Annotated in this window: 24 protein-coding genes, 1 tRNA gene and 1 riboswitch; of the genes, 23 read left to right on the top strand and 2 right to left on the bottom strand. The window is 38.8% G+C overall.

Features of this window, described 5'->3' with window-relative positions:
- The first annotated feature begins 5 nt into the window (after nt 1–5).
- The 9 genes from V7150_RS12310 to V7150_RS12270 all read left to right on the top strand — a co-directional run bounded on the left by V7150_RS12310 (nt 6) and on the right by V7150_RS12270 (nt 10,047).
- Entirely contained in the window at nt 6–410 is a 405-nt protein-coding gene (locus tag V7150_RS12310; protein ID WP_335518274.1) for a DUF350 domain-containing protein, read from the top strand.
- A 398-nt stretch (nt 411–808) separates the two neighbouring features.
- Complete coding sequence (locus tag V7150_RS12305; RefSeq protein ID WP_335518271.1) at nt 809–2,515, top strand: AMP-binding protein; 1,707 nt, start codon at nt 809–811, stop codon at nt 2,513–2,515.
- 265 nt (nt 2,516–2,780) lie between these two features.
- Nucleotides 2,781–3,377 carry a TetR/AcrR family transcriptional regulator gene (locus V7150_RS12300; RefSeq protein ID WP_335518268.1) on the top strand — a complete coding sequence of 199 codons (597 nt, stop codon included), beginning with the start codon at nt 2,781–2,783 and terminating at the stop codon, nt 3,375–3,377.
- A gap of 12 nt (nt 3,378–3,389) precedes the next feature.
- Nucleotides 3,390–4,163 (top strand): enoyl-CoA hydratase, encoded by a 774-nt coding sequence (locus V7150_RS12295; RefSeq protein ID WP_335518265.1) that lies wholly within the window; start codon nt 3,390–3,392, stop codon nt 4,161–4,163.
- A 113-nt stretch (nt 4,164–4,276) separates the two neighbouring features.
- Nucleotides 4,277–5,050 (top strand): electron transfer flavoprotein subunit beta/FixA family protein, encoded by a 774-nt coding sequence (locus V7150_RS12290; protein WP_335518262.1) that lies wholly within the window; start codon nt 4,277–4,279, stop codon nt 5,048–5,050.
- 41 nt (nt 5,051–5,091) lie between these two features.
- Nucleotides 5,092–6,069: an electron transfer flavoprotein subunit alpha/FixB family protein gene (locus V7150_RS12285; protein ID WP_335518260.1), complete on the top strand. Its 978-nt coding sequence runs from the start codon at nt 5,092–5,094 to the stop codon at nt 6,067–6,069.
- A 165-nt stretch (nt 6,070–6,234) separates the two neighbouring features.
- Nucleotides 6,235–6,549 (top strand): thioredoxin, encoded by a 315-nt coding sequence (gene trxA / locus V7150_RS12280; protein ID WP_283919731.1) that lies wholly within the window; start codon nt 6,235–6,237, stop codon nt 6,547–6,549.
- A 145-nt stretch (nt 6,550–6,694) separates the two neighbouring features.
- Complete coding sequence (gene uvrC, locus V7150_RS12275; RefSeq protein ID WP_335518256.1) at nt 6,695–8,467, top strand: excinuclease ABC subunit UvrC; 1,773 nt, start codon at nt 6,695–6,697, stop codon at nt 8,465–8,467.
- 70 nt (nt 8,468–8,537) lie between these two features.
- Nucleotides 8,538–8,715, top strand: a riboswitch (Lysine riboswitch).
- Between the two features lie 117 nt (nt 8,716–8,832).
- Nucleotides 8,833–10,047, top strand: coding sequence for an aspartate kinase (locus V7150_RS12270; protein ID WP_335518253.1), 1,215 nt, complete (start codon nt 8,833–8,835; stop codon nt 10,045–10,047).
- A 76-nt stretch (nt 10,048–10,123) separates the two neighbouring features.
- Here the strand turns inward: V7150_RS12270 and V7150_RS12265 are convergent, their stop codons facing one another.
- Complete coding sequence (locus V7150_RS12265) at nt 10,124–10,579, bottom strand: YslB family protein (protein WP_335518251.1); 456 nt, start codon at nt 10,577–10,579, stop codon at nt 10,124–10,126.
- Between the two features lie 427 nt (nt 10,580–11,006).
- Between V7150_RS12265 and V7150_RS12260 the strand changes: the two genes are divergently transcribed.
- The 6 genes from V7150_RS12260 to V7150_RS12235 all read left to right on the top strand — a co-directional run bounded on the left by V7150_RS12260 (nt 11,007) and on the right by V7150_RS12235 (nt 17,991).
- Nucleotides 11,007–11,618, top strand: a complete 612-nt coding sequence (locus tag V7150_RS12260; protein ID WP_335518248.1) for a succinate dehydrogenase cytochrome b558 subunit — start codon at nt 11,007–11,009, stop codon at nt 11,616–11,618.
- 152 nt (nt 11,619–11,770) lie between these two features.
- On the top strand, nt 11,771–13,522 hold the full coding sequence (sdhA, locus tag V7150_RS12255) for a succinate dehydrogenase flavoprotein subunit (RefSeq protein ID WP_335518245.1): 1,752 nt from the start codon (nt 11,771–11,773) through the stop codon (nt 13,520–13,522).
- Nucleotides 13,523–13,543: 21 nt separating this feature from the next.
- A complete protein-coding gene (sdhB, locus tag V7150_RS12250) occupies nt 13,544–14,305 on the top strand; it encodes a succinate dehydrogenase iron-sulfur subunit (protein ID WP_335518243.1) in 762 nt (253 codons plus the stop codon).
- Between the two features lie 296 nt (nt 14,306–14,601).
- Nucleotides 14,602–15,183 carry a class D sortase gene (locus tag V7150_RS12245; protein ID WP_335518239.1) on the top strand — a complete coding sequence of 194 codons (582 nt, stop codon included), beginning with the start codon at nt 14,602–14,604 and terminating at the stop codon, nt 15,181–15,183.
- 166 nt (nt 15,184–15,349) lie between these two features.
- Nucleotides 15,350–15,574: a spore germination transcription factor GerE gene (gene gerE / locus V7150_RS12240; RefSeq protein WP_335518236.1), complete on the top strand. Its 225-nt coding sequence runs from the start codon at nt 15,350–15,352 to the stop codon at nt 15,572–15,574.
- Between the two features lie 560 nt (nt 15,575–16,134).
- Entirely contained in the window at nt 16,135–17,991 is a 1,857-nt protein-coding gene (locus tag V7150_RS12235; RefSeq protein ID WP_335518235.1) for a PAS domain S-box protein, read from the top strand.
- 68 nt (nt 17,992–18,059) lie between these two features.
- Here V7150_RS12235 and V7150_RS12230 read toward each other — a convergent pair whose 3' ends face one another.
- On the bottom strand, nt 18,060–18,362 hold the full coding sequence (locus V7150_RS12230) for a HesB/YadR/YfhF family protein (protein WP_335518232.1): 303 nt from the start codon (nt 18,360–18,362) through the stop codon (nt 18,060–18,062).
- Between the two features lie 256 nt (nt 18,363–18,618).
- Here V7150_RS12230 and V7150_RS12225 point away from each other — a divergent pair, with 256 nt between their 5' ends.
- From V7150_RS12225 to V7150_RS12190, 8 genes are all read left to right on the top strand, one after another.
- Nucleotides 18,619–19,068 (top strand): MarR family winged helix-turn-helix transcriptional regulator, encoded by a 450-nt coding sequence (locus V7150_RS12225; RefSeq protein ID WP_335518230.1) that lies wholly within the window; start codon nt 18,619–18,621, stop codon nt 19,066–19,068.
- A gap of 15 nt (nt 19,069–19,083) precedes the next feature.
- The gene (gene racE / locus V7150_RS12220; protein ID WP_335518227.1) at nt 19,084–19,878 is read left to right on the top strand and encodes a glutamate racemase; all 795 of its coding nucleotides are present in this window, start codon (nt 19,084–19,086) and stop codon (nt 19,876–19,878) included.
- 336 nt (nt 19,879–20,214) lie between these two features.
- A complete protein-coding gene (locus V7150_RS12215) occupies nt 20,215–21,270 on the top strand; it encodes a GerMN domain-containing protein (RefSeq protein ID WP_335518224.1) in 1,056 nt (351 codons plus the stop codon).
- A 106-nt stretch (nt 21,271–21,376) separates the two neighbouring features.
- The gene (rph, locus tag V7150_RS12210; RefSeq protein ID WP_335518221.1) at nt 21,377–22,132 is read left to right on the top strand and encodes a ribonuclease PH; all 756 of its coding nucleotides are present in this window, start codon (nt 21,377–21,379) and stop codon (nt 22,130–22,132) included.
- Nucleotides 22,133–22,234: 102 nt separating this feature from the next.
- Nucleotides 22,235–22,846: an XTP/dITP diphosphatase gene (locus V7150_RS12205; protein WP_335518218.1), complete on the top strand. Its 612-nt coding sequence runs from the start codon at nt 22,235–22,237 to the stop codon at nt 22,844–22,846.
- Complete coding sequence (locus tag V7150_RS12200) at nt 22,843–23,355, top strand: metallophosphoesterase family protein (RefSeq protein WP_335518215.1); 513 nt, start codon at nt 22,843–22,845, stop codon at nt 23,353–23,355. The genes V7150_RS12205 and V7150_RS12200 overlap by 4 nt, the downstream gene beginning before the upstream one ends.
- 177 nt (nt 23,356–23,532) lie before the next feature.
- A tRNA-Arg gene (locus V7150_RS12195) sits at nt 23,533–23,609 on the top strand.
- 117 nt (nt 23,610–23,726) lie between these two features.
- Nucleotides 23,727–24,740, top strand: coding sequence for a tetratricopeptide repeat protein (locus tag V7150_RS12190; protein ID WP_335518210.1), 1,014 nt, complete (start codon nt 23,727–23,729; stop codon nt 24,738–24,740).
- The last annotated feature ends 2 nt before the right edge of the window (nt 24,741–24,742 follow it).

Genomic DNA, 24,742 nt, shown 5'->3' with positions numbered 1-24,742 from the left:
CGAAAATGAACCAGTTTTGGGAGAACGAATATATTCAAATTGCGGCCTATTATAGTGTTGTGATACTATGTATTGTTGTCTTTCTAGCCATTTTTGAAATGGTAACCAAATATAAAAATTGGGAAGAAATAAAAAAAGGAAATTTAGCAGTGGCAATGGCAACCGGGGGAAAAATTTTTGGCGTAGCCAATATTTTTCGAGCTTCAGTTGAGGAGCACAATTCCTTACTTGAAATGGTTGGCTGGGGGATCTACGGTTTTGTGCTGTTACTAGCCGGCTATTTTATCTTTGAATTTTTAACACCCAAATTTAAGATTGACGAAGAAATTCAAAATGATAATCGTGCAGTTGGGTTGATTTCACTGATTATTTCAGTTGGATTATCATATGTGATTGGTGCAGGTATTTAGTAAGGGGAGAGGAACAGTGGAGACGTTAGCTAAGGTGCTAATTGGATTATGCGGCTTATTTTTGCTCATTGGTATTATCTATATGGTGTTTTTTGTATAAGATAAAATCATCGCTGAGATTTAATCAGCGGTGATTTTTTTTGATAAAGAATCATTTAATCTTGTTAGTGTAAAAAAATCACATTTATCATTTTAGATTTGAAAAGCTAAGCTTTGCTTACACTGCTATTATTATGTTAGTGAACTGCTCATAATCAATTTATTTCTATGAGGGTTTAGGAGTTGAAACTTATGGTAGTTTTTTACCATAACTTCAATTGTCTATTGTGAAATACTGTACTATAATAGAAGAGAATTTAGAATTTTTATAATTATTTTACAAAAGAGGGAGGTTACTTATGTTGGAGTCTAAACCATGGTTGAATCTTTATCCAAAAGAAATTCCTGCCACACTAGAATACTCCTCAGAACCTGTACAAGAATACTTAGTACATGCTGCAAAAACGTTTCCGAAAAAAATAGCTATTCATTTTATGGGCAAAGAAATGACCTACAAACAGCTTTATGAAGATGCATTAAGTTTTGCTAGTTACTTACAAGTGAATCTTGGAATTGAAAAAGATGATCGAATCGCCATCATGCTTCCAAATACTCCACAGGCGGTTATTAGTTTTTTTGGTATATTAATGGCGGGTGGAATTGTCGTACAGACCAATCCATTATATACGGAACGGGAACTTGAGTATCAAATGAAGGACTCCGGAGCTAAAGCCATTGTCACCCTAGACATCCTCTACCCAAGAGTTTCGAAAGTTATGCCTCAGACTAATTTACAGCACATTATTGTAACCGCTATCAAAGACTACTTGCCATTTCCAAAAAATCTCGTCTATCCTTTCATTCAGAAAAAACAATATGGTATTGTTGTTAAGGTAAAACACGTCGGAACGTCCCATTTACTGACAGAAATTTTAAAGGGGAGTCCAAAAGAATTAACTAAGTACGACTTCAATTCCGAAGAAGACATCGCACTGCTTCAATATACAGGCGGAACAACGGGTTCACCAAAAGGAGTAATGTTGACACATAAAAATTTAGTTTCCAACACAACCATGGGTGAGGCGTGGCTATACAAAGCCAAACCAGGTGAAGAATCAATTCTTGGAATTGTCCCTTTTTTCCATGTCTATGGGATGACAGTCTGCATGATCTTTGCGATTAAAATGGCCTGTAAAATGATTTTATTGCCGAAATTTGATGCACTGACAACGTTAAAAACGATTCATAAACAGCGTCCGACCCTTTTTCCTGGTGCACCAACAATCTATATTGGATTATTGAATCACCATGATTTGAAAAAATACGATCTTTCTTCGATTGATTCATGTTTAAGCGGCTCGGCACCGCTTCCAGTTGAAGTACAGCAGAAGTTTGAGGAAGTGACCGGAGGAAAGCTTGTCGAAGGTTATGGTTTATCTGAAGCATCGCCGGTAACACATGCCAACTTCTTGTGGGACATAGAAAGGGTAAAGGGCAGTATCGGTGTTCCCTATCCAGATACGGATGTAAAAATCCTGTCCATTGAAACAGGGGAACCAATGCCTGTAGGTGAAATTGGTGAAATTGTAATTAAAGGGCCGCAAATTATGAAAGGATACTGGAATCGACCAGAGGAAACAAAGGAAGTCTTGCATGACGGATGGCTTTATACAGGAGACCTTGGCTATATGGATGAGAAAGGATATTTTTATGTTGTTGACCGCAAAAAGGATATGATCATTGCAGGCGGATACAACATTTATCCAAGAGAGATAGAAGAAGTTTTATATGAACATCCAGATGTGCTTGAGGCAGTGGCAGCAGGGATTCCTGACCCATATCGCGGCGAAACCGTCAAGGCGTACATTGTTTTAAAAGAAGGTTCAACTGTCTCGACAGATGAAATGAACCAATATGCAAGAAAATATCTTGCTGCTTATAAGGCCCCAAGGCTATATGAATTCAGAGAAGAATTGCCGAAAACAGCAGTTGGAAAAATTTTACGTAGAATGCTTATTGAAGAGGAAAAACGAAGAATAGAGGAAGAAAGCCAAAAACACGCCTAACTATAGGAATTGTCATTTTTTTTTTGAACATATAGGCTTGTCTAGCAATAACATTTATAATAGGATGATAAAGGTAGGTCAGAAATTCTTGACAGAAATAAATCTATTATTTATTATTAAAATATGAATGATGATTCATTCATATTTTTCTTTTTGCTTATATAACATCGAGAATTGTATAGCTATAGGGCCTAGGGGCTCGGGGTCATACCCCTCTGTACAAAGCGTTTCTGTTTTTCCAATTTTCTTCAAAGGGGGGATAGACTTGAAAAAAAGTAAGCCAAAATACATGCAAATTATTGATGCCGCGGTCATTGCCATCGCTGAAAATGGGTACCATCAAGCCCAAGTTTCTAAAATTGCGAAACAGGCAGGAGTGGCGGATGGCACTATTTATCTTTATTTTAAAAACAAAGAAGATATCCTAATTTCACTTTTTGAAGAAAAAATGGGAAATTTCATCGAAAAAATAGATCAAATGATTGCAGGAAAAGGGACGGCGACGGAGAAGTTATTAATGATGATTGAAGCCCATTTCAGCATGCTATATAAAGATCATCACCTTGCGATTGTAACCCAGCTAGAATTACGTCAATCCAACAAGGATTTACGGCTCCGAATTAATAATATTCTAAAAGGTTACTTACAGGTGATTGATAAAATTATTTTAGAAGGCAAAGAAACGGGAGAGTTTTCACCTGACCTCGATGTGCGCCTTGCCCGGCAAATGGTTTTCGGTACCATTGATGAAACCGCGACATCTTGGGTGATGAACGAAGAAAAGTATAATTTGCTTGCACTGGCATCCCCAGTCCATCATCTTTTAATTAATGGCTGCGGGTTTGGAAGAGCAGCAGAATAGGGGGAGTTTTTTTTGGAATATTTAAGATGGTCGTATCAAGACAGCATTGCCACGATAACGATTCAGCGTCCTCCCGCAAATGCCCTTTCATCAGGTCTTTTAAGGGAATTGTCGGCTGTATTGGACGAAATTGAGCCAAACCGTGAAATTAGAGTAATAGTTATTCATGGAGAAGGACGCTTTTTCTCGGCAGGTGCAGATATTAAAGAATTTACCACGGTTACTTCTTCAAAAGGGTTTGCTAATCTTGGTAAGTTTGGACAAGATTTATTTGACCGCATGGAAAAGTTTTCGAAACCGATTATTGCGGCGATTCATGGGGCAGCCCTTGGCGGCGGACTTGAACTGGCAATGGCCTGTCACATCCGCTATGTAAGCGAAACAGCTAAACTTGGCCTTCCAGAGCTGCAGCTAGGATTAGTCCCAGGGTTTGCTGGCACACAGCGCCTGCCAAAATATGTAGGTGTTGCAAGGGCAGCCGAAATGCTGTTTACATCTGAGCCAATCACAGGTCTAGAGGCGGTTCAATACGGGCTTGCCAATCATGCCTTTCCGGAAAATGAAGTATTAGATCAGGCATTTAAATTAGCTGAAAAAATTGCTAAGAAAAGTCCTGTCTCAATTAGTGCTTCGATTCAATTATTAAACTATGCAAAAACAGAAGAGTTTTATGAAGGTACCAAAAAAGAGGCAGAATTATTTGGTGAAGTTTTTGTTTCAAATGATGCCAAAGAAGGAATTCAAGCCTTCCTTGAAAAAAGAGAACCAGACTTTAAAGGTGAATAACTTCTTTAAGCAGGAGACCTGCTTAAAGAAGTTATTATAAAAATTTTTTTGCAAAAAATTTTCTCAATCTTTCAAACTGAGCGAATGCTCGAAATTTTACTAGGAGGGAAACCATGAACATTTATGTATTAATGAAAAGGACCTTTGATACAGAAGAAAAAATTTCAATTTCCGGTGGAAAGATCAATGAGGATGGTGCAGAATTTATCATCAATCCATATGACGAATATGCGATTGAAGAAGCGATTCAAGTTCGTGATGCCAATGGCGGCGAAATAACTGTTATTTCTGTTGGCAATGAAGAAACGGAAAAACAGCTTCGTACCGCACTTGCTATGGGCGCTGATAAAGCTGTCCTCATCAATACAGAAGACGATGTCGAAAATGGCGATCAATTTACCACAGCAAAAATTCTAGCAGAATACTTAAAGGATAAAGATGCAGATTTAATTTTAGGTGGAAATGTTGCAATTGATGGTGGATCAGGACAAGTTGGCCCCCGTGTTGCCGAGTTGCTGAACATCCCTTATGTAACAACAATTACCAAATTAGAAATCAACGGAACAAATGTAACCGTTACCCGCGACGTTGAAGGGGATGCAGAAATCATCGAAACAAGCCTGCCGCTTTTAGTTACAGCACAACAAGGCCTTAATGAGCCACGTTACCCTTCTTTACCTGGAATTATGAAAGCGAAAAAGAAGCCGCTTGAAGAATTAGAATTAGGCGATCTTGACATTGAAGAAGATGAAGTTGAAGCGAAAACAAAAACAATCGAAATTTATTTGCCGCCTAAAAAAGATGCAGGTAAGGTTTTAGCCGGAGATTTGAATGATCAGGTTAAAGAACTTGTTCACTTACTTCATACTGAAGCAAAAGTAATTTAATCGTACTCACATAAAAATTGTTTTTCAGGAGGTAAACTTACATGTCAAGAAAAGTATTGGTATTAGGAGAAGTTCGTGACGGATCATTACGTAACGTTTCTTTCGAAGCAATTGCTGCAGCAAAAAAAGTTGCAGAGGGCGGAGAAGTTGTTGGAGTATTAGTTGGAGATTCTGTAAGCGCTTTAGGTGCTGAACTCATCCAAAACGGAGCAGATCGTGTTGTCGTTGTTGAAAATGAGAAATTAAATCAATATACATCAGATGGTTATGCACAAGCATTATTAGCTGTTATTGATCAAGAAAAACCAGAAGGACTCGTTTTAGGTCATACAGCACTAGGTAAAGATCTGGCACCACGCATTGCCGGTAAACTTTCATCTGGTCTAATTTCGGATGCAACAGCTGTTGAAGCAGCTGGTGGAAATATCGTGTTTACAAGACCGATTTATTCCGGAAAAGCATTTGAAAAGAAAATCGTTACCGCTGGTTTAATTTTTGCAACGGTACGCCCAAATAACATTGCACCATTAGAAAAAGATGAAAGCAGAACCGGAGAGGTTTCCTCCTTATCAGTTGACATCAAGGACCTTCGTGCCATCATTAAAGAAGTGGTAAGAAAAGCATCGGAGGGTGTGGATCTTAGCGAAGCAAAAGTGGTTATTTCCGGCGGCCGCGGTGTGAAAAGTGCTGACGGATTTAAACCGCTTAAAGAATTGGCTGATTTATTAGGCGGAGCGGTAGGTGCTTCACGTGGTGCGTGTGATGCCGACTACTGTGATTACTCCTTACAAATTGGCCAAACTGGTAAAGTTGTCACTCCAGATCTATACATTGCTTGCGGTATTTCCGGAGCCATACAGCACTTAGCCGGAATGTCTAACTCAAAAGTAATCGTAGCGATCAACAAAGACCCAGAAGCAAATATCTTCAAAGTAGCTGATTACGGAATTGTTGGCGACTTGTTTGAAGTAGTTCCATTATTAACGGAAGAGTTTAAAAAGCTTAAAGTTCACTCATAATAAGAAAAGAAGAGGCGAGCGGAATGTTCCGCTCGCTTTATCATTTTAAGAATACTTAGGAAAAACAAGGGGAAAATAACGCTGAGAGCAATTTATTAGCGTGATTTTCCAATCAATGTTATACTTTCGGTATATTTCAAGTATTTATTAGGAGGTTAATAAAAAATGGCAATTTCACATTTAACAGATCAAAACTTTGCTTCTGAAACAAGTTCAGGGCTTGTACTAGTAGATTTCTGGGCACCTTGGTGTGGACCTTGTAAAATGATCGCTCCAGTTCTTGAAGAACTTGACGCAGACATGGGTGATAAAGTAAAAATCACTAAGCTTGACGTAGATGACAACCCACAAACAGCTGCTAACTTCGGTGTAATGAGCATTCCAACATTGTTAGTTATGAAAAATGGCGAAGTCGTTGATAAAGTAGTCGGCTTCCAACCAAAAGAAGCATTAGCAAGTGTGTTAGAAAAGCACGTATAAGTCTTTTGTTATGAAGAAATAAACCTTAGCTGGATGAATTCGTTCTAGCTGAGGTTTTTTATTTTATAATCCTCCCACTTTTATTTATGAGTGATTTGCTTTAAAATTTTATAGATAAGAAAAAGTCGGAGTGGAGTGGCCGGAAATGAATGAAACTATTAAGCGAAAACTGACACTGCTTCCTGATCAGCCTGGCTGCTATTTAATGAAAGACCGTCAGGGAACGATCATCTATGTGGGGAAAGCAAAGGTACTAAAAAACCGCGTTCGATCTTATTTCACTGGGTCGCATGATGGAAAAACCTTAAGACTTGTTAATGAAATCGAGGACTTTGAATATATTGTTACCTCTTCAAATATAGAAGCACTCTTACTGGAATTAAACTTAATCAAGAAATACGATCCAAAATACAATATTATGCTGAAGGATGACAAAAGCTATCCTTTTATCAAGCTGACAGCGGAAAGACATCCAAAGCTCATCATTACAAGGAAAGTAAAAAAGGATAAGGGCAAATACTTTGGCCCCTACCCGAACGTCGGGGCGGCCAACGAAACCAAAAAGCTGCTTGATCGGATTTATCCGTTACGCAAATGCTCTACCCTGCCCGACCGTGTATGTCTTTATTACCATTTGGGGCAGTGCCTGGCGCCTTGTGTAAATGAAGTAAGTGAAGAGCAGTATAAGGAAATGACCGATGAAATAACGCGTTTTTTAAATGGCGGGTATAAAGAGATTAAGAAAGAACTCACAGAAAAAATGACCGCTGCAGCAGAGGAACTTGATTTTGAACGTGCAAAGGAATATCGCGATAAAATCGTTCATATTGAAACGATTATGGAAAAGCAAAAAATAACAATGACGGATTTTACCGACCGAGATGTCTTTGGTTATGCTGTCGATAAAGGCTGGATGTGTGTCCAGGTCTTCTTTGTCCGCCAAGGAAAGCTCATTGAGCGGGATGTTTCCATGTTCCCTATCTATAATGAGCCAGAGGAGGAAATCTTAACATTCCTTGGACAATTTTACACAAAAGCAAATCATTTCAAGCCAAAGGAAATTCTAATTCAGGATGAAGTGGATTTGAAAATGGCGGAGCAGCTGCTCGAAGTGAAAGTGTTGCAGCCTCAGCGTGGACAAAAGAAGGACCTTATTAAAATGGCAATTAAAAATGCAAAAATTGCCCTTAATGAAAAATTCTCCTTGATTGAAAAAGACGAGGAGCGAACCATTAAGGCAGTTGAAAACCTTGGAGAGCTTCTAAGGATTTATACCCCGCACAGGATTGAGTCATTTGATAACTCCAACATCCAAGGGACAGACCCTGTATCCGCGATGGTCGTTTTTATTGATGGCAAGGCAAACAAACGGGAATACCGTAAATATAAAATTAAATCGGTTAAGGGCCCAGATGATTATGAATCAATGCGTGAAGTTACGAGAAGAAGATACTCGAGAGCATTAAAAGAAGAGCTGCCGCTTCCAGATTTAATAATTATTGATGGCGGAAAAGGGCATGTTGAGGCTGTACGAGATGTTCTTGAAAATGAATTAGGGTTGGATATCCCGCTTGCAGGACTGGTAAAGGATGAAAAGCATAGAACATCGCAGCTTCTTTACGGTAATCCGTTGGAAATTGTCCCGCTCGCACGGAACAGCCAAGAATTTTATTTATTACAAAGAATCCAAGATGAGGTACACCGCTTTGCGATTACCTTTCATCGTCAAATCCGTGGAAAATCAGCCTTTCAATCGGTACTTGACGATATCCCGGGAATTGGCGAAAAGCGTAAAAAACAATTGTTAAAGGAATTCGGCTCTGTGAAGAAAATGAAGGAAGCAACGTTTGAGGCATTTCGAGCCCTTGGAATACCAGCTAATGTCGTAGAAGAATTAATCAATAAACTTCGCTCTTAAGGATTGTCATATAAAATAGAACATGCTATAATGAGTGAAAATTCACAAAACTATCACTTTATAGTACTAAAGTGAAGGTAGAGGTGCGAGATTCAAGAGTAGTGGTTCTGAGAAGGATGAGCTTCGAAGAAGGATCATGAAAGGGGATGTTCGCCGAAGTAAAGATAGTCTCATTTCTTTCTTTGCTGGTTCTGCATTGAATAAATGCCGAATTGTCAAGACCTGTGTCTTGGAGAGCTATCTTACATTGTTTGTACGGGAATTTATTTTTTCGTGTTTTTGAAGCAATGAGATGCCCTTCTCATTGCTTTTTTGCGTTTTTGGAGAATCTAAGATTATTCACTTGAAAGAAGGGGAAGGCAGAAATGGGACTAATTGTACAAAAATTCGGAGGAACCTCCGTCGGTAGTGCAGAAAGAATTTTGAATGTAGCAGCATGTGTAAAAGAGGAGATAAAGAGAGGCAACAATGTCGTTGTCGTCGTTTCAGCAATGGGGAAATCAACGGATCAGCTTGTTAGCCTTGCAAAGGAAATTTCCACACGGCCAAATAAGCGTGAAATGGATATGCTCTTATCTACTGGGGAGCAGGTAACCATCTCATTATTGTCCATGGCCTTAAATCAACAAGGACTTAATGCTGTTTCCTTCACAGGGTGGCAGGCAGGAATCGTTACAGAACCAGTTCATGGAAACGCGAGAATCACGAAAATTAATACGGATGCAATCCAGACTCAGCTATCAGAAGGTAAGGTGGTCATTGTCGCCGGATTTCAGGGAATAACAGAAGAAGGTGAAATTACCACTCTCGGCCGTGGCGGCTCTGATACGACGGCAGTAGCATTAGCAGCTGCACTAAAAGCAGATAAATGCGATATTTATACCGATGTAACCGGGGTATTTACGACGGATCCAAGGTATGTTAAAGCCGCACGAAAGTTATTATCTGTTTCGTATGATGAGATGCTCGAGCTTGCTAATTTAGGCGCGGGTGTACTGCATCCAAGAGCAGTAGAGTTTGCTAAAAACTACCAAGTTCAGCTTGAAGTTCGTTCAAGCATGGAGAAAATAAAAGGAACTGTTATTGAGGGGGAAGCAACGATGGAACAAAATCTAGTTGTACGCGGAGTTGCATTTGAAGACGAAATTACAAAGGTAACTGTATTAGGACTTACTAATTCACTAACAAGCCTGTCAACAATTTTTACAACATTAGCACAGAATCATCTCAACGTTGACATTATTATTCAAAGCACGACAGAGGGAGGAAGTGCCAACTTGTCCTTTTCCATACATACTAATGATTTGGTAGAGACATTGAAGGTGCTAGAAGACAATAAGGAGGTGCTAGGTTATGAGCAGCTCGATACGGAAAATAAATTAGCAAAGGTGTCAATTGTCGGTTCAGGTATGATCTCCAATCCAGGTGTAGCTGCAAAAATGTTTGAAGTACTAGCTTCTAACAACATCCTAATCAAAATGGTCAGTACATCAGAAATAAAAGTATCTGCCGTCCTCGAAGAAAAACAAATGCTAAAAGCAGTAGAAGCACTACATTCAGCATTCGAACTAGGCGAATAGTAAAAATGGTGTCAGGCACCGAAGGTGCCTGACACCATAAGTAACACGATGACAGTGAATATACTTCATCTTAATTTTATTTGATTGGATCTTTTGTGTCCCATTTGATGGTGAATTGAACTTTGTTTGCTTTTTTGACTGGATGCTCGAAGGCTTCGGCGATGACTTCTCTTTGAAGCTCGATTTGCTGGGCAAGGAATCCGGCTTCTAGTTGGAAAAAGTGCTCCGCTTTTGATTTCACACGCGACACAATTAGTGGACTCGTTAGTTCAATCTCGATTTCATTTTTCGTTTCTTTTGTTATTTCAAGCTGACCCCACGAAGCATGGGCGAAAAATTCAATGACTTGATCAAAATCAGTTAGAGGAAATTTCCGTGCCAGGCGCTTACCTGCCCAATATAAGATTTCAGGGGTATCTTTCCCTAAAATCTCCGGTAAAAGGACTTCTCTAATTAACTCATATCCGAATATGGATATTGTTCGTGGTTCAGCAACATTTACATTCAAATCAACTACTGTACTCTCGTTCACATGTTTCCCCTCTTTCTATCATTCTATTATATACAATTTGGATTAAATTACAGTACAGTTTTCATGGAAATCGTAAAGTTATTTTGCAATACCTAATCTTATTTACCATCATAATTATCATTTCCTATAAGGTAAAAATTTCAACAGTTAGATGTTGGAAATTTAGATGAAAAAATTGGATATTCATCAAAAAAAATTCAACTAATTTAACCGTTTCAATCCATTCTATTACAATATCAATATATTTTAAAAATTTTATTTTTTACTAAAGTTTGTGTATCCGTTTTCTTGACGCTCTATGTTGTTGGGAGTAAAATGGACATGTCACACAATTGTCACAGTGGTGCTAAGTTCAGAAATTCTTTTAAGGGGAAAAAAAGAGTAGAAACTGATCATCATTTTTTAAAAATTAAAGGGGGGTAAAATAATGGCGGGTAATCGAGAGTTTGTTAATCGTAAATTGCATTCGCTGCTGGGAGTCATTCCAATCGGTGTATTTCTGTTGCAGCATCTTGTAGTCAACCATTTTATCACAGGAGGACCGGAATCCTTCAATAAGGCTGCAGCTTTTATGGGAAATCTGCCTTTCAGGATTGTTCTGGAAACTGTAGTTATTTATTTACCAATATTATTTCATGCAATTTATGGACTTTATATTGCTTTTACCGCTAATAGCAATGTCAACAGATTTGGTACATACAGGAACTGGATGTACATACTTCAGCGCATTACAGGCGTTATTTCATTGATTTTTATTGCGTGGCACGTATGGCAAACACGCGTGGCTGCAGCGTTTGGTGCCGAGGTATCATATGAAATGATGCATGATATTCTATCATCACCATTTATGTTTGTATTCTATCTAGTTGGTATTCTTTCGACAATTTTCCACTTTGCCAATGGTTTATGGTCTTTCCTAGTTAGCTGGGGGATCACTGTGTCACCTCGTTCACAAGTAATTTCTACATACGTGACAATTGGTGTTTTTGTAATTTTATCTATTGTTGGAATTCGAACACTAATCGCATTTGTTTCTTAATAAGAAAAGCGGAAGCGCTCGTTTAGCGGCGTATGGATTAGACGCTGGGTGCTGGAGCTAGACAGTTATCAAAGGATAAAGAATTAAATTCTGATATCGTTAATTAATCGTTCGGAAAATAAGGTATTTTGAATTTAGGGAGTGTGTCACGAATGGGTAAAGGTAAAGTGATCGTAGTCGGCGGCGGCTTGGCCGGCTTAATGGCTACCATCAAAGTTGCAGAATCAGGAACACCGGTAGAGCTTTTTTCTCTTGTTCCGGTTAAACGTTCTCACTCTGTTTGTGCCCAAGGTGGGATTAATGGAGCAGTAAATACAAAAGGTGAAGGGGATTCCCCATGGATTCACTTTGACGATACAATTTATGGTGGAGACTTCTTAGCAAATCAGCCTCCTGTTAAGGCGATGTGTGAAGCTGCACCGTTCATTATTAATTTATTTGACCGGATGGGGGTTATGTTTAACCGTACTCCTGAAGGCTTACTTGATTTTCGTCGCTTTGGCGGAACACAGCATCACCGGACCGCATTTGCCGGTGCAACGACTGGTCAGCAATTGCTTTATGCATTGGATGAGCAAGTTCGTCGTCATGAAGTAGACGGTTTGGTTACAAAGTATGAGGGCTGGGAATTTTTAGGTGCCGTTATTGATGATGATGGTGTATGCCGCGGAGTTGTAGTTCAAAACCTTAAGACAATGGAAATTAAGTCATTCACTGCTGACGCTGTTATCATGGCAACAGGGGGCCCTGGAATTATTTTTGGTAAGTCAACTAACTCTGTTATTAATACAGGATCAGCTGCATCGATCGTTTACCAGCAAGGTGCTACTTACGCGAACGGTGAAATGATCCAAATCCATCCAACCGCAATCCCTGGTGATGATAAACTTCGCTTAATGAGTGAGTCAGCACGTGGTGAAGGCGGACGAATTTGGACGTATAAAGACGGAAAACCATGGTACTTCCTCGAAGAAAAATATCCTGCTTATGGAAACCTTGTACCACGGGATATTGCTACACGTGAAATCTTTGATGTTTGCGTTCGCCAGAGACTTGGTATTAATGGCGAAAACATGGTATTCCTTGATTTATCCCATAAGGATCCGCACGAATTGGATGTAAAACTAGGCGGAATTATCGAGATTTATGAAAAATTCATGGGTGATAACCCACGCAAAGTTCCGATGAAAATATTCCCTGCTGTTCACTATTCGATGGGCGGACTATGGGTTGATTATGACCAAATGACGACGATCCCAGGTTTATTCGCTGCTGGTGAATGTGATTATTCACAGCACGGTGCAAACCGTCTTGGTGCCAACTCATTGCTATCAGCTGTTTACGGCGGAATGGTCGCGGGACCAAACGCTTTGAAGTATATTAATGGACTTGAAAAGAGTTCTGAAGCCGTTTCTTCTACTGTCTTCGACCGTCATGTGAAAGAACAGGAAGAGAAATGGAATTCTATTATGTCTCTAAATGGTACTGAAAATGCTTATGTGCTTCACAAAGAGCTTGGAGAATGGATGACAGAGAACGTAACAGTTGTTCGTTACAACGATCAGCTGTTAAAAACAGATGAAAAGATTCAGGAACTTTTAGAACGTTACCAAAACATTAACATCCAAGATACATCGAAATGGAGCAACCAAGGTGCAGCGTTCACACGACAATTACAGAATATGCTTCAATTGGCCCGCGTTATTACGATTGGTGCATATAACCGGAATGAGAGTCGTGGTGCTCACTATAAGCCTGATTTCCCTAAACGGAATGATGAGGAATTCTTAAAAACAACTATGGCTAAATTTGTTGATTCGAAAACGGCTCCTGAATTCCATTATGCTGATGTTGATACCTCCTTACTAAAACCGCGTGAGCGCGATTATTCAAAAAAACATTAAACGAAAGGGGAGTAGGAAGGAATGGCAGAAAATAAAACGGTGAAGTTTACAATCGTTCGTCAGGATAACGAGAATTCTCCTGCTTATGAGGAAGAATTTGAAGTTCCTTATCGTCCAAATATGAACGTTATTTCGGCATTAATGGAAATTCGTAAAAACCCTGTCAACGCAAAGGGACAAGCTACTACCCCAATCACTTGGGATATGAACTGTCTAGAAGAGGTTTGCGGTGCCTGTTCAATGGTGATTAATGGAAAACCGCGCCAATCTTGTTCCTCATTAGTTGATCAATTAACGCAGCCAATTCGCTTAGAACCAATGCGAACATTCCCGGTTATACGTGACCTTCAGGTTGACCGAAGCAGAATGTTTGATTCCTTGAAAAAAGTTAAAGCATGGATACCAATTGATGGAACCTATGATTTAGGGCCAGGTCCCCGTATGCCTGAGAAAAAACGTCAATGGGCATATGAGCTTTCCAAATGTATGACATGTGGTGTTTGTTTGGAAGCATGTCCAAATGTAAACAGTAAAACTAACTTTATGGGACCTGCTGTATTTAACCAAGTTCGTTTATTTAATGCCCATCCAACTGGTGAGATGAATAAAGCAGAACGCTTAAATGCTTTTATGGAGGATGGAGGAATGCAAGGCTGCGGTAACTCCCAAAACTGCGTGCAAGCATGTCCTAAAGGGATTCCAATTACGACTTCAATCGCTGCCATTAACCGTGACGCTACCATGCAGGCATTCAGGAACTTCTTTGGAAGTGATCAGGACTAATAGAAAAGCGGAAGCAGCCGTTTAGCGAAGTCCACTAGCCGCAGGACGCTGCTTATGCTCATCTTAAAACCTTCTTTTCTACTTTAGAAAAGAAGGTTTTTTTCGGCTATTAGGAAAGTATAAATTTTTCAAATTTATACTTTCCTAACGCATAAGTGCAACTGTGTCTTCGCCCTTAGGGGCTCGCCAATCGGCGAGTTTTCTTTATTTTAAGGCCTAATGATTTCAATATTCCTATTGGCAGCCTTTTGTTATACTTATAAATAAGGTCCTTATGTAAAGGCAGGTATTTGAAAGTGAAATCTAAGCTTCCTCTATTTATTGTTTTGGTCGGCATCATTCTTTTAGCTGTTGGACTCTGGCAATATGTTGATATGAAATTTCAAACGGAAGCATCTCTTAAGCAAGCAAAGGAAATCATTTCCGAACAGCATACAGATACACAAAAAAAGAAAGTTGAAAATAGTCCGCCGCCAGGTATGGGAGAAACGGTAGGACTTTTAACAATTCCTAAGATCAAGGCAGAATTGGCCATCGTTGAAGGAACAGATCCAGATGACCTTGAAAAAGGTGTTGGGCATTATAAAGGTTCCTATTTTCCTAGTGAGCAGGGGCAAATTGTTTTGTCTGGCCACCGTGATACAGTTTTCCGCAAATTAGGTGAATTGGAAATCGGTGATTCACTTAATATCCAAATGCCAAATGGGAACTACACATATGAAATTACACATACAAAAGTTGTGAAATCTGACGATACCAGTATTATCACATTACAAAATCAACAGGAAGAATTAATTGTCACTACCTGCTATCCATTCCGATATGTAGGTAATGCGCCAAAACGATACATTATTTATGCAAAGCCCAAAAGTTCCTAAATCCTAGGGGCTTTTAATTTTTTAAAGAAACAATAATTTTTTTATTAAATCATTTCCTTTAAGCAAATATAGTCACTACATTTGTATTGTTCACATAAGATATGGTGACTAAATTTATACCCACCCCACGATTCATTACTGGCGAAGGCAAGGAGGGTTACAATACTTGAAGGAGAATGATTATATTCACAAGCCGCTACTCACCAAACGTGAGAGAGAAGTATTCGAACTACTAGTCCAAGACAAAACAACGAAAGAAATCGCTGGTGAATTATTTATAAGCGAAAAAACCGTTAGGAATCACATTTCAAATGCCATGCAAAAGCTTGGTGTAAAGGGGCGTTCACAAGCAGTTGTAGAGCTCCTTCGAATGGGAGAGCTAGAACTTTAATGATGACCGGCATCCACTTTTGGAGGCCGGTTCATCTTTTATAGATCAATGGCTTGGATTTTATGGAATTATTTTTCCATGAAATCTAAATGATAAAATAAATTCCCGTATTTAAAGAGAAGATTTTTAGATATGAATTAGTTCTATTGTTCTGCATCTATCAGTAAACACATTTCCCAGCCTATTTTTACAGGTAAAAAAGAACAAAAATTACATATGTTAATGGAAAATAGTAGAAATGTATTGAAAGTTTAATCAGTAAAATTTACAATAAAAATAGGATAAAGGAAATAATGCTTTTATTTAATTAAAGGATGGTTTTCATTGGTAAATTAAGAGCTACAATCGGAGCCATTCTACATAATGAGAGTGAATGTATCTTTGTGGATTGGGATTAAAATATTGATAAAAGTGCCATCGTACAGATCTTAAACCCGACAACATAGAGGCGAAAGTGAGTTAGACAATTGAGCTAGACACAAGCCAAGATGGGAGTCTTACTCATCTTGGCTTTTTATATGTTTCATTAATTTCGGGGAGAAAGGAACTGATAGAGAGAGATGAAAGGTCCTGTTGAAGCAATAAAAAATGAGAAGAGAATGCTTTTAGTAAAATATTTAGATGAAAATATTAGTAGATGTGAAACATTGTTCACTTGTAATCAAGATAGTATGTTCATTTTAGATATAGAAGGTCATGTTGTGCAAGTGAACCCAGCATTCGAAAAAATATCAGGATTTTCAACAGAAGAAGCTAAACAGTTGAAACTTCAATTCCTTTTTCCAATTGATAATGTAAATAAAGTATTTCATCATTTTCATAAAGCTGTATTAGGTCAATTCCAAAACTTTGATTGTAAAATGATAAACAAAAACGGCCAGCTTGTCGATCTAAATGTAACGAATATTCCGATTAGTATGAACGATCAAATTGTAGGGGTGTGTGCGGTAGGAAGGGATATAACTGCATTAAAAAGGAAGAAAGAGGAAGTAAGAAAAATTGAGGAAATGCAGCGGATATTAACAGACGATGTCCTAGATGTCATTATCAGCACGAATATGCAGGGGGAAATTCTCTACGTATCGCCTTCCTGTGAACATATTCTTGGCTATACAGAAGATGAAGTAATCAATCAAAATAGTTTAACATTCATTCACCCAGATGATAAAAAGAAGGCATATATGAATCGAAAAAAGTCTCTCTGCACCCTGGGAAATGGAAGGGATTGCTATCGTGTTCGTAAAAAAGACGGAGAATATGTTTGGATGGAGTCACTTTGTAAACCAATCATTGACCCTGAAACACTTCTTGTATTGGAAGTGGTAAGTGTTATTAGAGATATTTCGAAGCAAACGAAAGTAGAAGAAGAAGCAAAAAAACGTGAAGAAACATATCGAGATATCGTTGAGTATTCACCTGATGCCGTGTTTATCGCGAGGGGGAATAAAATTCTATTTATAAATGAAACAGGTGCAAGATTATTAGGAGCAACAAAAAAAGAGGATATTCTTAATAAAAAGGTTATCGATTTCTTTCATCCGGATTATCACGAGATTGCAAAAAAACGAATCAAAGTTGTGACAAGAGGGGATGCGACAGACTTTTATGTATACAAATTAATCCGCTTGGATGGCACTATTTTTTTCGCGGAAGTTAAAGGAATACCTACCATTTTCCAAAATAAACCAGCTAAGCATATCATTATTAGAGATATTACGGAACAGAAAAGGACGCAAGAACTCTTACTTAACTCAGAAAAATTAAATGTGGCAGGGCAGTTGGCTGCAGGGATTGCACACGAGGTACGAAATCCCCTAACCGCGATTAAAGGGTTTCTTCGGTTAATGGAGGCACAAGCAGATAATAATCAAACATACTTTGAAATAATCAAATCTGAAATGGATCGAATTGAACTGATTCTTAGTGAGTTATTGGTGCTGGCTAAACCGCATGAGTTAAAATTTGAACCAGTTGATTTAAATACACTGATTGATAGTGTAAAAACGTTAATTGATACTCAGGCAATAATGAATGGTGTTCACATTGAAACGAGTTATTGTGCTAAAAACTTCATGATAAACTGTGATCGAAATCAGTTAAAACAAGTGTTTATCAATATTTTAAAAAATGCTATAGAAGCAATGCCAAAAGGCGGTGTTGTCACAATTGAGCTTAAAAAACATAGTTTTAATAAGATAAAATTGCTCTTTAAAGATACCGGCAAAGGCATGCCACAGGATATTTTAAAACGTCTCGGAGAACCGTTTTTTACCACGAAAGAGGACGGCACAGGACTCGGGATCATGATTTCCAAACAAATTGTCGAAAATCATGACGGAACGATTCACTTTTGGAGTGACAAAAAGGGAACCATTGTTGAAGTGATTTTACCGTTGATGAGACCAAAGCAGGTTTAGTGCCCTTCCGAATGGGAGTACTTGAAAATAAATGAAACCGGCATCCATTTGGATGGCGGTTTTATTATTTAATCACTTGATTTCTTATAACTAAATTCTAATTCATCCTTTTGTTGATTGTAATCAACATGTAAATTGTGTCCATTAAAAAACCATAAATCTGTTTCTTCTATGAAAAATGTTATTCCTTCACTTTCGGTATTAACATACATATCAATGGGGTCGTTATCAACCGTAAACGCAAGTGAAAAATTTTCTTGGATAGGGCTGCTGCCGTAGATTTGCGTATAAAACCTTACTTTATCTCCTTTTTTTAGCTCAACTTCTTCCTGAAACCATTTTAATGCAGCATTACTTATGTTTATCTCCATAATCTTCTCACCTTTGTTTATTATTGACACTGATTTTTATCTGTTCATTATTCTATAGCATCTCCAAGTAATGTGAAACTAATTTGATTCTTTCAATTATGAAAATATACGGTTGAATTTTTTTGAGGTAAAATTTTTATCAAATAGATTCAGCTTGAAATTTTTACGAAAAAAGTAGAAAATAAGGACAAGCTTTAAATATTTTACTTGGAATTGTTGGTTTTGAGGAGAAGCATATTTTAGGAGTGTTAAACAAATGGAACTCGAAAATCCACAAAGAGTAACTGAGGATATTTTTGCTCATATTGAAAAGGATTTACGCTACATTTCCGGAATCATCAAGCAAAAGGGAAGAGAAATGTTGAGTAATTATAAGATTACTCCGCCACAATTCGTGGCCTTGCAATGGCTTTTTGAAGACGGCGATATGACAATCGGTGACCTTTCGAATAAGATGTATTTGGCATGCAGCACGACGACCGATCTTGTAGACAGGATGGAGAAAAACCTTCTCGTTGAACGGGTAAAGGATTCAGCCGATCGTCGTGTGGTAAGGATTCACTTGCTCGATGAGGGTAAGAGAATTATTGATGAGGTTATTAAGAAGCGGCAAGTATACTTAGAGGAAGTATTGAAAGACTTCTCAAAAGAAGATATTCAACTTCTTCACACCAGCTTAATGAAACTTCATCAAGAAATGCGTTAAAATGAGGCGAGATGCTTGAAACAATCAATAGGTGTTATAGATTCCGGCGTCGGTGGATTAACCGTTGCCAAAGAGATTATGAGGCAGCTTCCAAATGAGAAAATCATTTATTTGGGAGATACAGCCCGCTGCCCCTATGGACCAAGAACGAGGCAGGAAGTGAAGAGATTCACTTGGGAAATGACCACTTTTTTATTAGAAAAAAATATCAAAATGCTTGTGATTGCTTGTAACACAGCAACGGCTGCCGCGCTTGACGAGATACGTAAAGAATTGTCCATTCCTGTTCTCGGGGTTATTAATCCAGGGGCACGAGCGGCGATTAAGCGGACGAAAAACTATCGGGTTGGCATTATCGGCACAATAGGTACTGTCAAAAGCGGTGCTTACGAAAAAGCCTTGAAATCGCTAAACAGCCGGCTTTTTGTCACCAGTCATGCATGTCCGAAGTTTGTTCCTCTTGTGGAAAGCGGGGAATATAGTGGACCGATTGCTGAGAAAATAGTGGACGAAGCGCTAAAGCCATTATTGGATCATAATTTAGATACATTGATATTGGGCTGCACTCACTATCCATTGCTTGAACCACTTATAAAAAATCTAATGGGTGAGGCCGTTAAAGTCATTAGTTCTGGTGACGAAACCGCACGTGAAATTAGTGCTATTCTCCAATACAATGGACAGCTCGACACCTGTGAGACCGAACCCGAGCATGAATTTTACACGACAGGCTCAAAAAGGCTCTTTTCAAAAATTGCCTCACAGTGGATGGGTATTCCTATAGACAATGTAAATAAAATAGAACTATAAACTGAAGCTCCTATCAGCATGATGGGGGCTTTTGCTATATTTATTGGGGCCAATATTCTATAAAAAGGGATCATCCGTGGTTACAAAAAAAGATAATTGTGACCATGATGCGGAAAAAAGAGCATCCGTGGTTATAAAAAAGATATTTGGGTTAGGATTTGAAACAATAGATTTCATAATGATACTGATACGACTCAAATAAATTCTGATTGAATTTATTTTTAGTCCCAAGAAGTGAATATGAAAAAATTGTTCTATTTTTATTTCACAAGACGGTCTAATTTCTCATAAGGCTCGTATACATGATAGTACAAACTGTCTTAGGGGGGAATTAATGTGTCTAAAAATAAAGCAAAAATTCTTGGTGTAACCGTGCTTACCTCAACCGTTCTGCTTTCCGGGTGCGGATTATTTGGAGGTGAAAAGCAAAAGAAAATTGATCCGCCAAAGAGTGTGACTGTTGACGATAAAAAAGCAAGTAAGGAAACGACGGCAAAAGATAAAGGTAAGGTGGAAAACGTAGTAAAGACAGAGCTATACCTGATTGATAAAGATGGATATGTCGTTCCACAAACATTAAACCTGCCGAAAACAACTTCAGTAGCAACACAAGCACTTGAACATTTAGTGGCGAATGGACCTGTAACGAACAAGCTGCCAAATGGTTTTAGAGCTGTCCTTCCTGAGGATACAACTCTTTCTGTCGACATTGATAAAAATACAGGCGTAGCAACGGTTAACTTTTCAAAAGAATTTAAAGACTACAAGCCTGAAGATGAGATGAAGATACTTCAATCGGTCACTTGGACGCTGACCCAATTTGATAATGTTAAATCAGTTAAGCTTAAAATGAACGGCCACGAACTGACTGAAATGCCAGTCAACGGCACCCCTATCAGCCAAAATCTATCAAGAACTACAGGGATTAATATTGATACAACAGATGTCGTTGATATTACCAATACGAAGCCGGTAACTGTCTACTATATTGGCGGTGAAGAGGGCTCATACTACTATGTTCCGGTCACGCGCCGTGTAAGTAACAATGAGAAGGATAATAATGCTGCAGTTGTAAATGAACTCATTAAAGGGCCTAGTGCAAAGTCTACCCTTGTATCTGAGTTCGTGTCTGACGTCAAACTGCTTGAGGCACCAAAATATCAAGACGGAACCGTAACGTTGAACTTCAATAAGGATATTTATGACAGCTTTGATAAAAAGGAAATTTCACAATCGTTACTTGATACACTGGTACTTTCTTTAACGGAACAGCAAGGGGTTAAAAAGGTTGCTGTTCAGGTAGACGGTAAAGCGGAAATCAAAAATGATAAAGGAAAAAAATTAACTGAGCCTGTCACTCGTCCGGAAAAAGTCAATACAGGTAGTTTTTAAAAAAAACTTTTTGTTATACTATATAGTGGCAATGAAAGAGGTTGGCTCGAGCGCCGCCTCTTCTTTATTTGAAATAATCATAGTATTTTTTGAGGGAGGAATTTTTGTGCGTGTTGATGGAAGAGAGCCATTACAGCTAAGACCTATACATATTGAAACAAATTATTTAATGCATCCAGAAGGTTCTGTCCTTATTTCTGTCGGGAATACAAAGGTGATTTGTACAGCAAGTATTGAAGATCGAGTACCGCCGTTTATGAGAGGGGAAGGCAAAGGCTGGATCACGGCTGAATACTCAATGCTGCCAAGGGCAACAGAATCAAGAAATATCCGTGAATCCTCCAAAGGAAAGGTGTCCGGCCGTACGATGGAAATTCAGCGGTTAATCGGCCGTGCTCTTCGCGCGATTGTTGACCTTAGAGCAATCGGCGAGAGAACAGTCTGGATTGATTGTGATGTCATTCAGGCAGATGGCGGTACACGGACTGCCTCCATCACCGGTGCGTTTGTCGCGATGGCACTTGCTTTGAATGCTTTAGCGGAGAAAAAGTCATTATCAAAGTTTCCGATTACCGATTATTTGGCTGCAACCAGTGTCGGAATTTTACAGGATGGCGGAATTGTGCTTGACTTAAATTATGCAGAGGACTCTAAGGCTCAAGTTGATATGAATGTGGTGATGACCGGAAGCGGCGAATTTGTTGAATTACAGGGAACAGGCGAAGAATCAACCTTCTCTTATAATCAACTGCAAGGCCTGCTAAATGCCGCGCAAGAGGGCCTGATGGAGCTATTTGAGCGGCAAAAAGCAGCACTGGGTGAGGATATCACTCGAAAAATTGAAGGTAGAAGGAAGAAGTAGACTCGAATTAGGTGATTGAGTCCGCGTTACCTGCGGGTAGCCTTAGGTTTAACTAGACATTACAATTAAGAAAATTTTTTTTAACATGGAGAGGCGATTACAATGAAAGAAGTTATTATTGCTACAAAAAATCCTGGGAAAGCTCGTGAATTCGAACATATTTTTGCAAGCAGAGGAATCAAGGTCTTGACGCTGCTTGATTTTCCTGAAATTCCAGAGGTAGAAGAAACAGGCACAACTTTTGAAGAAAATGCTATTCTAAAAGCCGAAGCGGTATCCCAAGCACTAAATAAAATGGTTATTGGTGATGATTCCGGTCTTATGGTGGACGCCCTTGAAGGAAGACCAGGAATCTATTCCGCTCGATATGCCGGCGAGCCAAAAAATGACCAAAACAATACAGATAAAGTGCTATCAGAATTGCAAGGTGTTCCAGAAGGAGAAAGATCCGCAAGATTTTACTGTGCATTAGCTGTCGCTATACCGGGGCAAGGAACATGGACGGTGTCAGGTACTTGCGAAGGCCGGATATTGGAAGAACGCCGAGGAACAAATGGCTTTGGCTATGATCCTGTTTTTTATGTACCCGAAAATGGAATGGCCATGGCAGAGCTATCATCAGATGAAAAAAATAACATCAGCCACCGGGCTAATGCGTTGAAAAAGCTTGATGTAATCCTGGATTCAATTATCGAAAGAGCTGAGCAGACATGAGCAAGGTGTTAGTTATCAGCGATAGCCATGGATTGACGAAGGAACTCGAGATCATTAGAGAAAGACATCTAAAAGAAGTTGATTTAATGATCCACTGCGGAGATTCGCAATTAATGCCCGATGATAAAGCCATTTCCGGTTACTTAACAGTGATGGGAAATTGTGATTTCGGCGGCGGTTATCCTATGGAAACCATTTCTGAAGCTGCAGGCCGGAAATTCTTTATTACACATGGACATCGATACTCGGTGAAATCAACGTTAATGAAATTAAAATACAAGGCACAGGAAGTAAATGCTGATATCGTCTGTTTTGGCCACTCGCACGTCCTTGGTGCGGAAGTGATAGATGGTACATTATTTTTAAATCCTGGCAGCATCCGCCTTCCGCGCGAGCGGTTAGAGAAAACATATGTCATCCTTGAGCTGTTAGTCGATAAAATTAAGCTCTTAGTGTTTGAGGTAAATGGGCGGGAATTGACAGACCTCCAAAGGGAATTTGTCCTGTAAAAATAAATGTACCTAGAAAAACTTCTATATTTATAGACGTCAAATAAAATTGATATATGTGGTGAAGTGAAGGGGGATTTTCTTCCCCCATTCTTTTGTTTTAAAAAATGAACAAAAACCTGTTGACTTTTATTTATTAGGATAATATAATAAATCTTGTCTTTGATACATGAATACGTCCCAGTAGCTCAGCCGGATAGAGCATACGCCTTCTAAGCGTACGGTCGGGAGTTCGAATCTCTCCTGGGACGCCATTTTCTTGTACCATTCAAACTACATACCAAATATCAACTCACCAGTGCAGGTGAGTTTTTTTTGTCTTTTATTTATGCTACACTATTTTCCAACGACGTGCCGAAGGACGGATTCCTATGAAAAAACGGGAACAAGTGAAACGAAAAGATAATGTGGTCTATTTTCCCGGACTCGAAAAAAGATTGACAGATAAAGGCTTAGAAAGCCTTGAACAGAAAAAATTCAAAGACGCCATTACCTTTTTAGAAGAAGCAAGGGATTTGGATCAGGATAATGACGATATTTTAATCGGGCTTGTCCTTGCGTATTTTGAAGCGGGTTCTTTTAAAAAAGCTAAAGTACTTGCGAAGGAAATGTTATTAAAAGGAATCGGCGACTATTTTCAAATGGTTGATCTTTATTTGACTGTGCTGATTCAGCTTCACGAATACCAGGAAATTGTTTCGACCATCGAGGTCTTATTAGAAGAAAAAGAAATTCCGACTGAGAAACATGATCATTTTTTAACCATCCTTCAATTCAGCCGAAGAATGGCAGAGAATCGTCAGTCAGAAGAAGAAATAGAACCAGAGGTTCAAAACCTAAATCTCTTATCAAAAAATAACTTAAATGAGCAAATGCTGGTTGTCGCAGGTTTAGCGGAGAAAAACATCCGCCCTTACCTCGATGAAATTGCCGATTATTTAAAAGCTGAAACAGGTCATCCATTTCTAAAAACAATGCTATTAACTCTTTTAAAAGAACAAGAAATTAATAAGGAACTAGTAGTGAGAAAATTTTTCAAAGAAAATACATTCATTCCAACAGAGCTGCCGGAAGTTAGAGTACAGCCACAAATGATGGCAGTAAAAGATTTACTCGAGGATCGATTGGAAAGTAATAACCCAGGTCTCTTTGAAAATACAATCGGAATGGTCGAGCGGACGTTTTTTATCAGCTATCCATTTGACCTAGAGCCGGAAAATCCATGGGCATGGGCAGCGGCCTTTCATCTACTTGCTCAAGAGTACCTGGGAATCGATCATGAAATTAGTAAAATAGCAAGTGAATATGGAGCAGGAATAGTAGAAATTGAGCAGGCAATGGCACAAATAAAGGAGATTGAGAAAATTTCCTACCCTAATATTTAGGT

Origin of the sequence: Neobacillus drentensis, from assembly GCF_036965245.1 — a bacterium.
Classification (GTDB): domain Bacteria; phylum Bacillota; class Bacilli; order Bacillales; family Cytobacillaceae; genus Neobacillus; species Neobacillus drentensis_G.
Note: the sequence above shows the minus strand (reverse complement) of the source record. Positions and strands in the feature narration are given on the sequence as shown.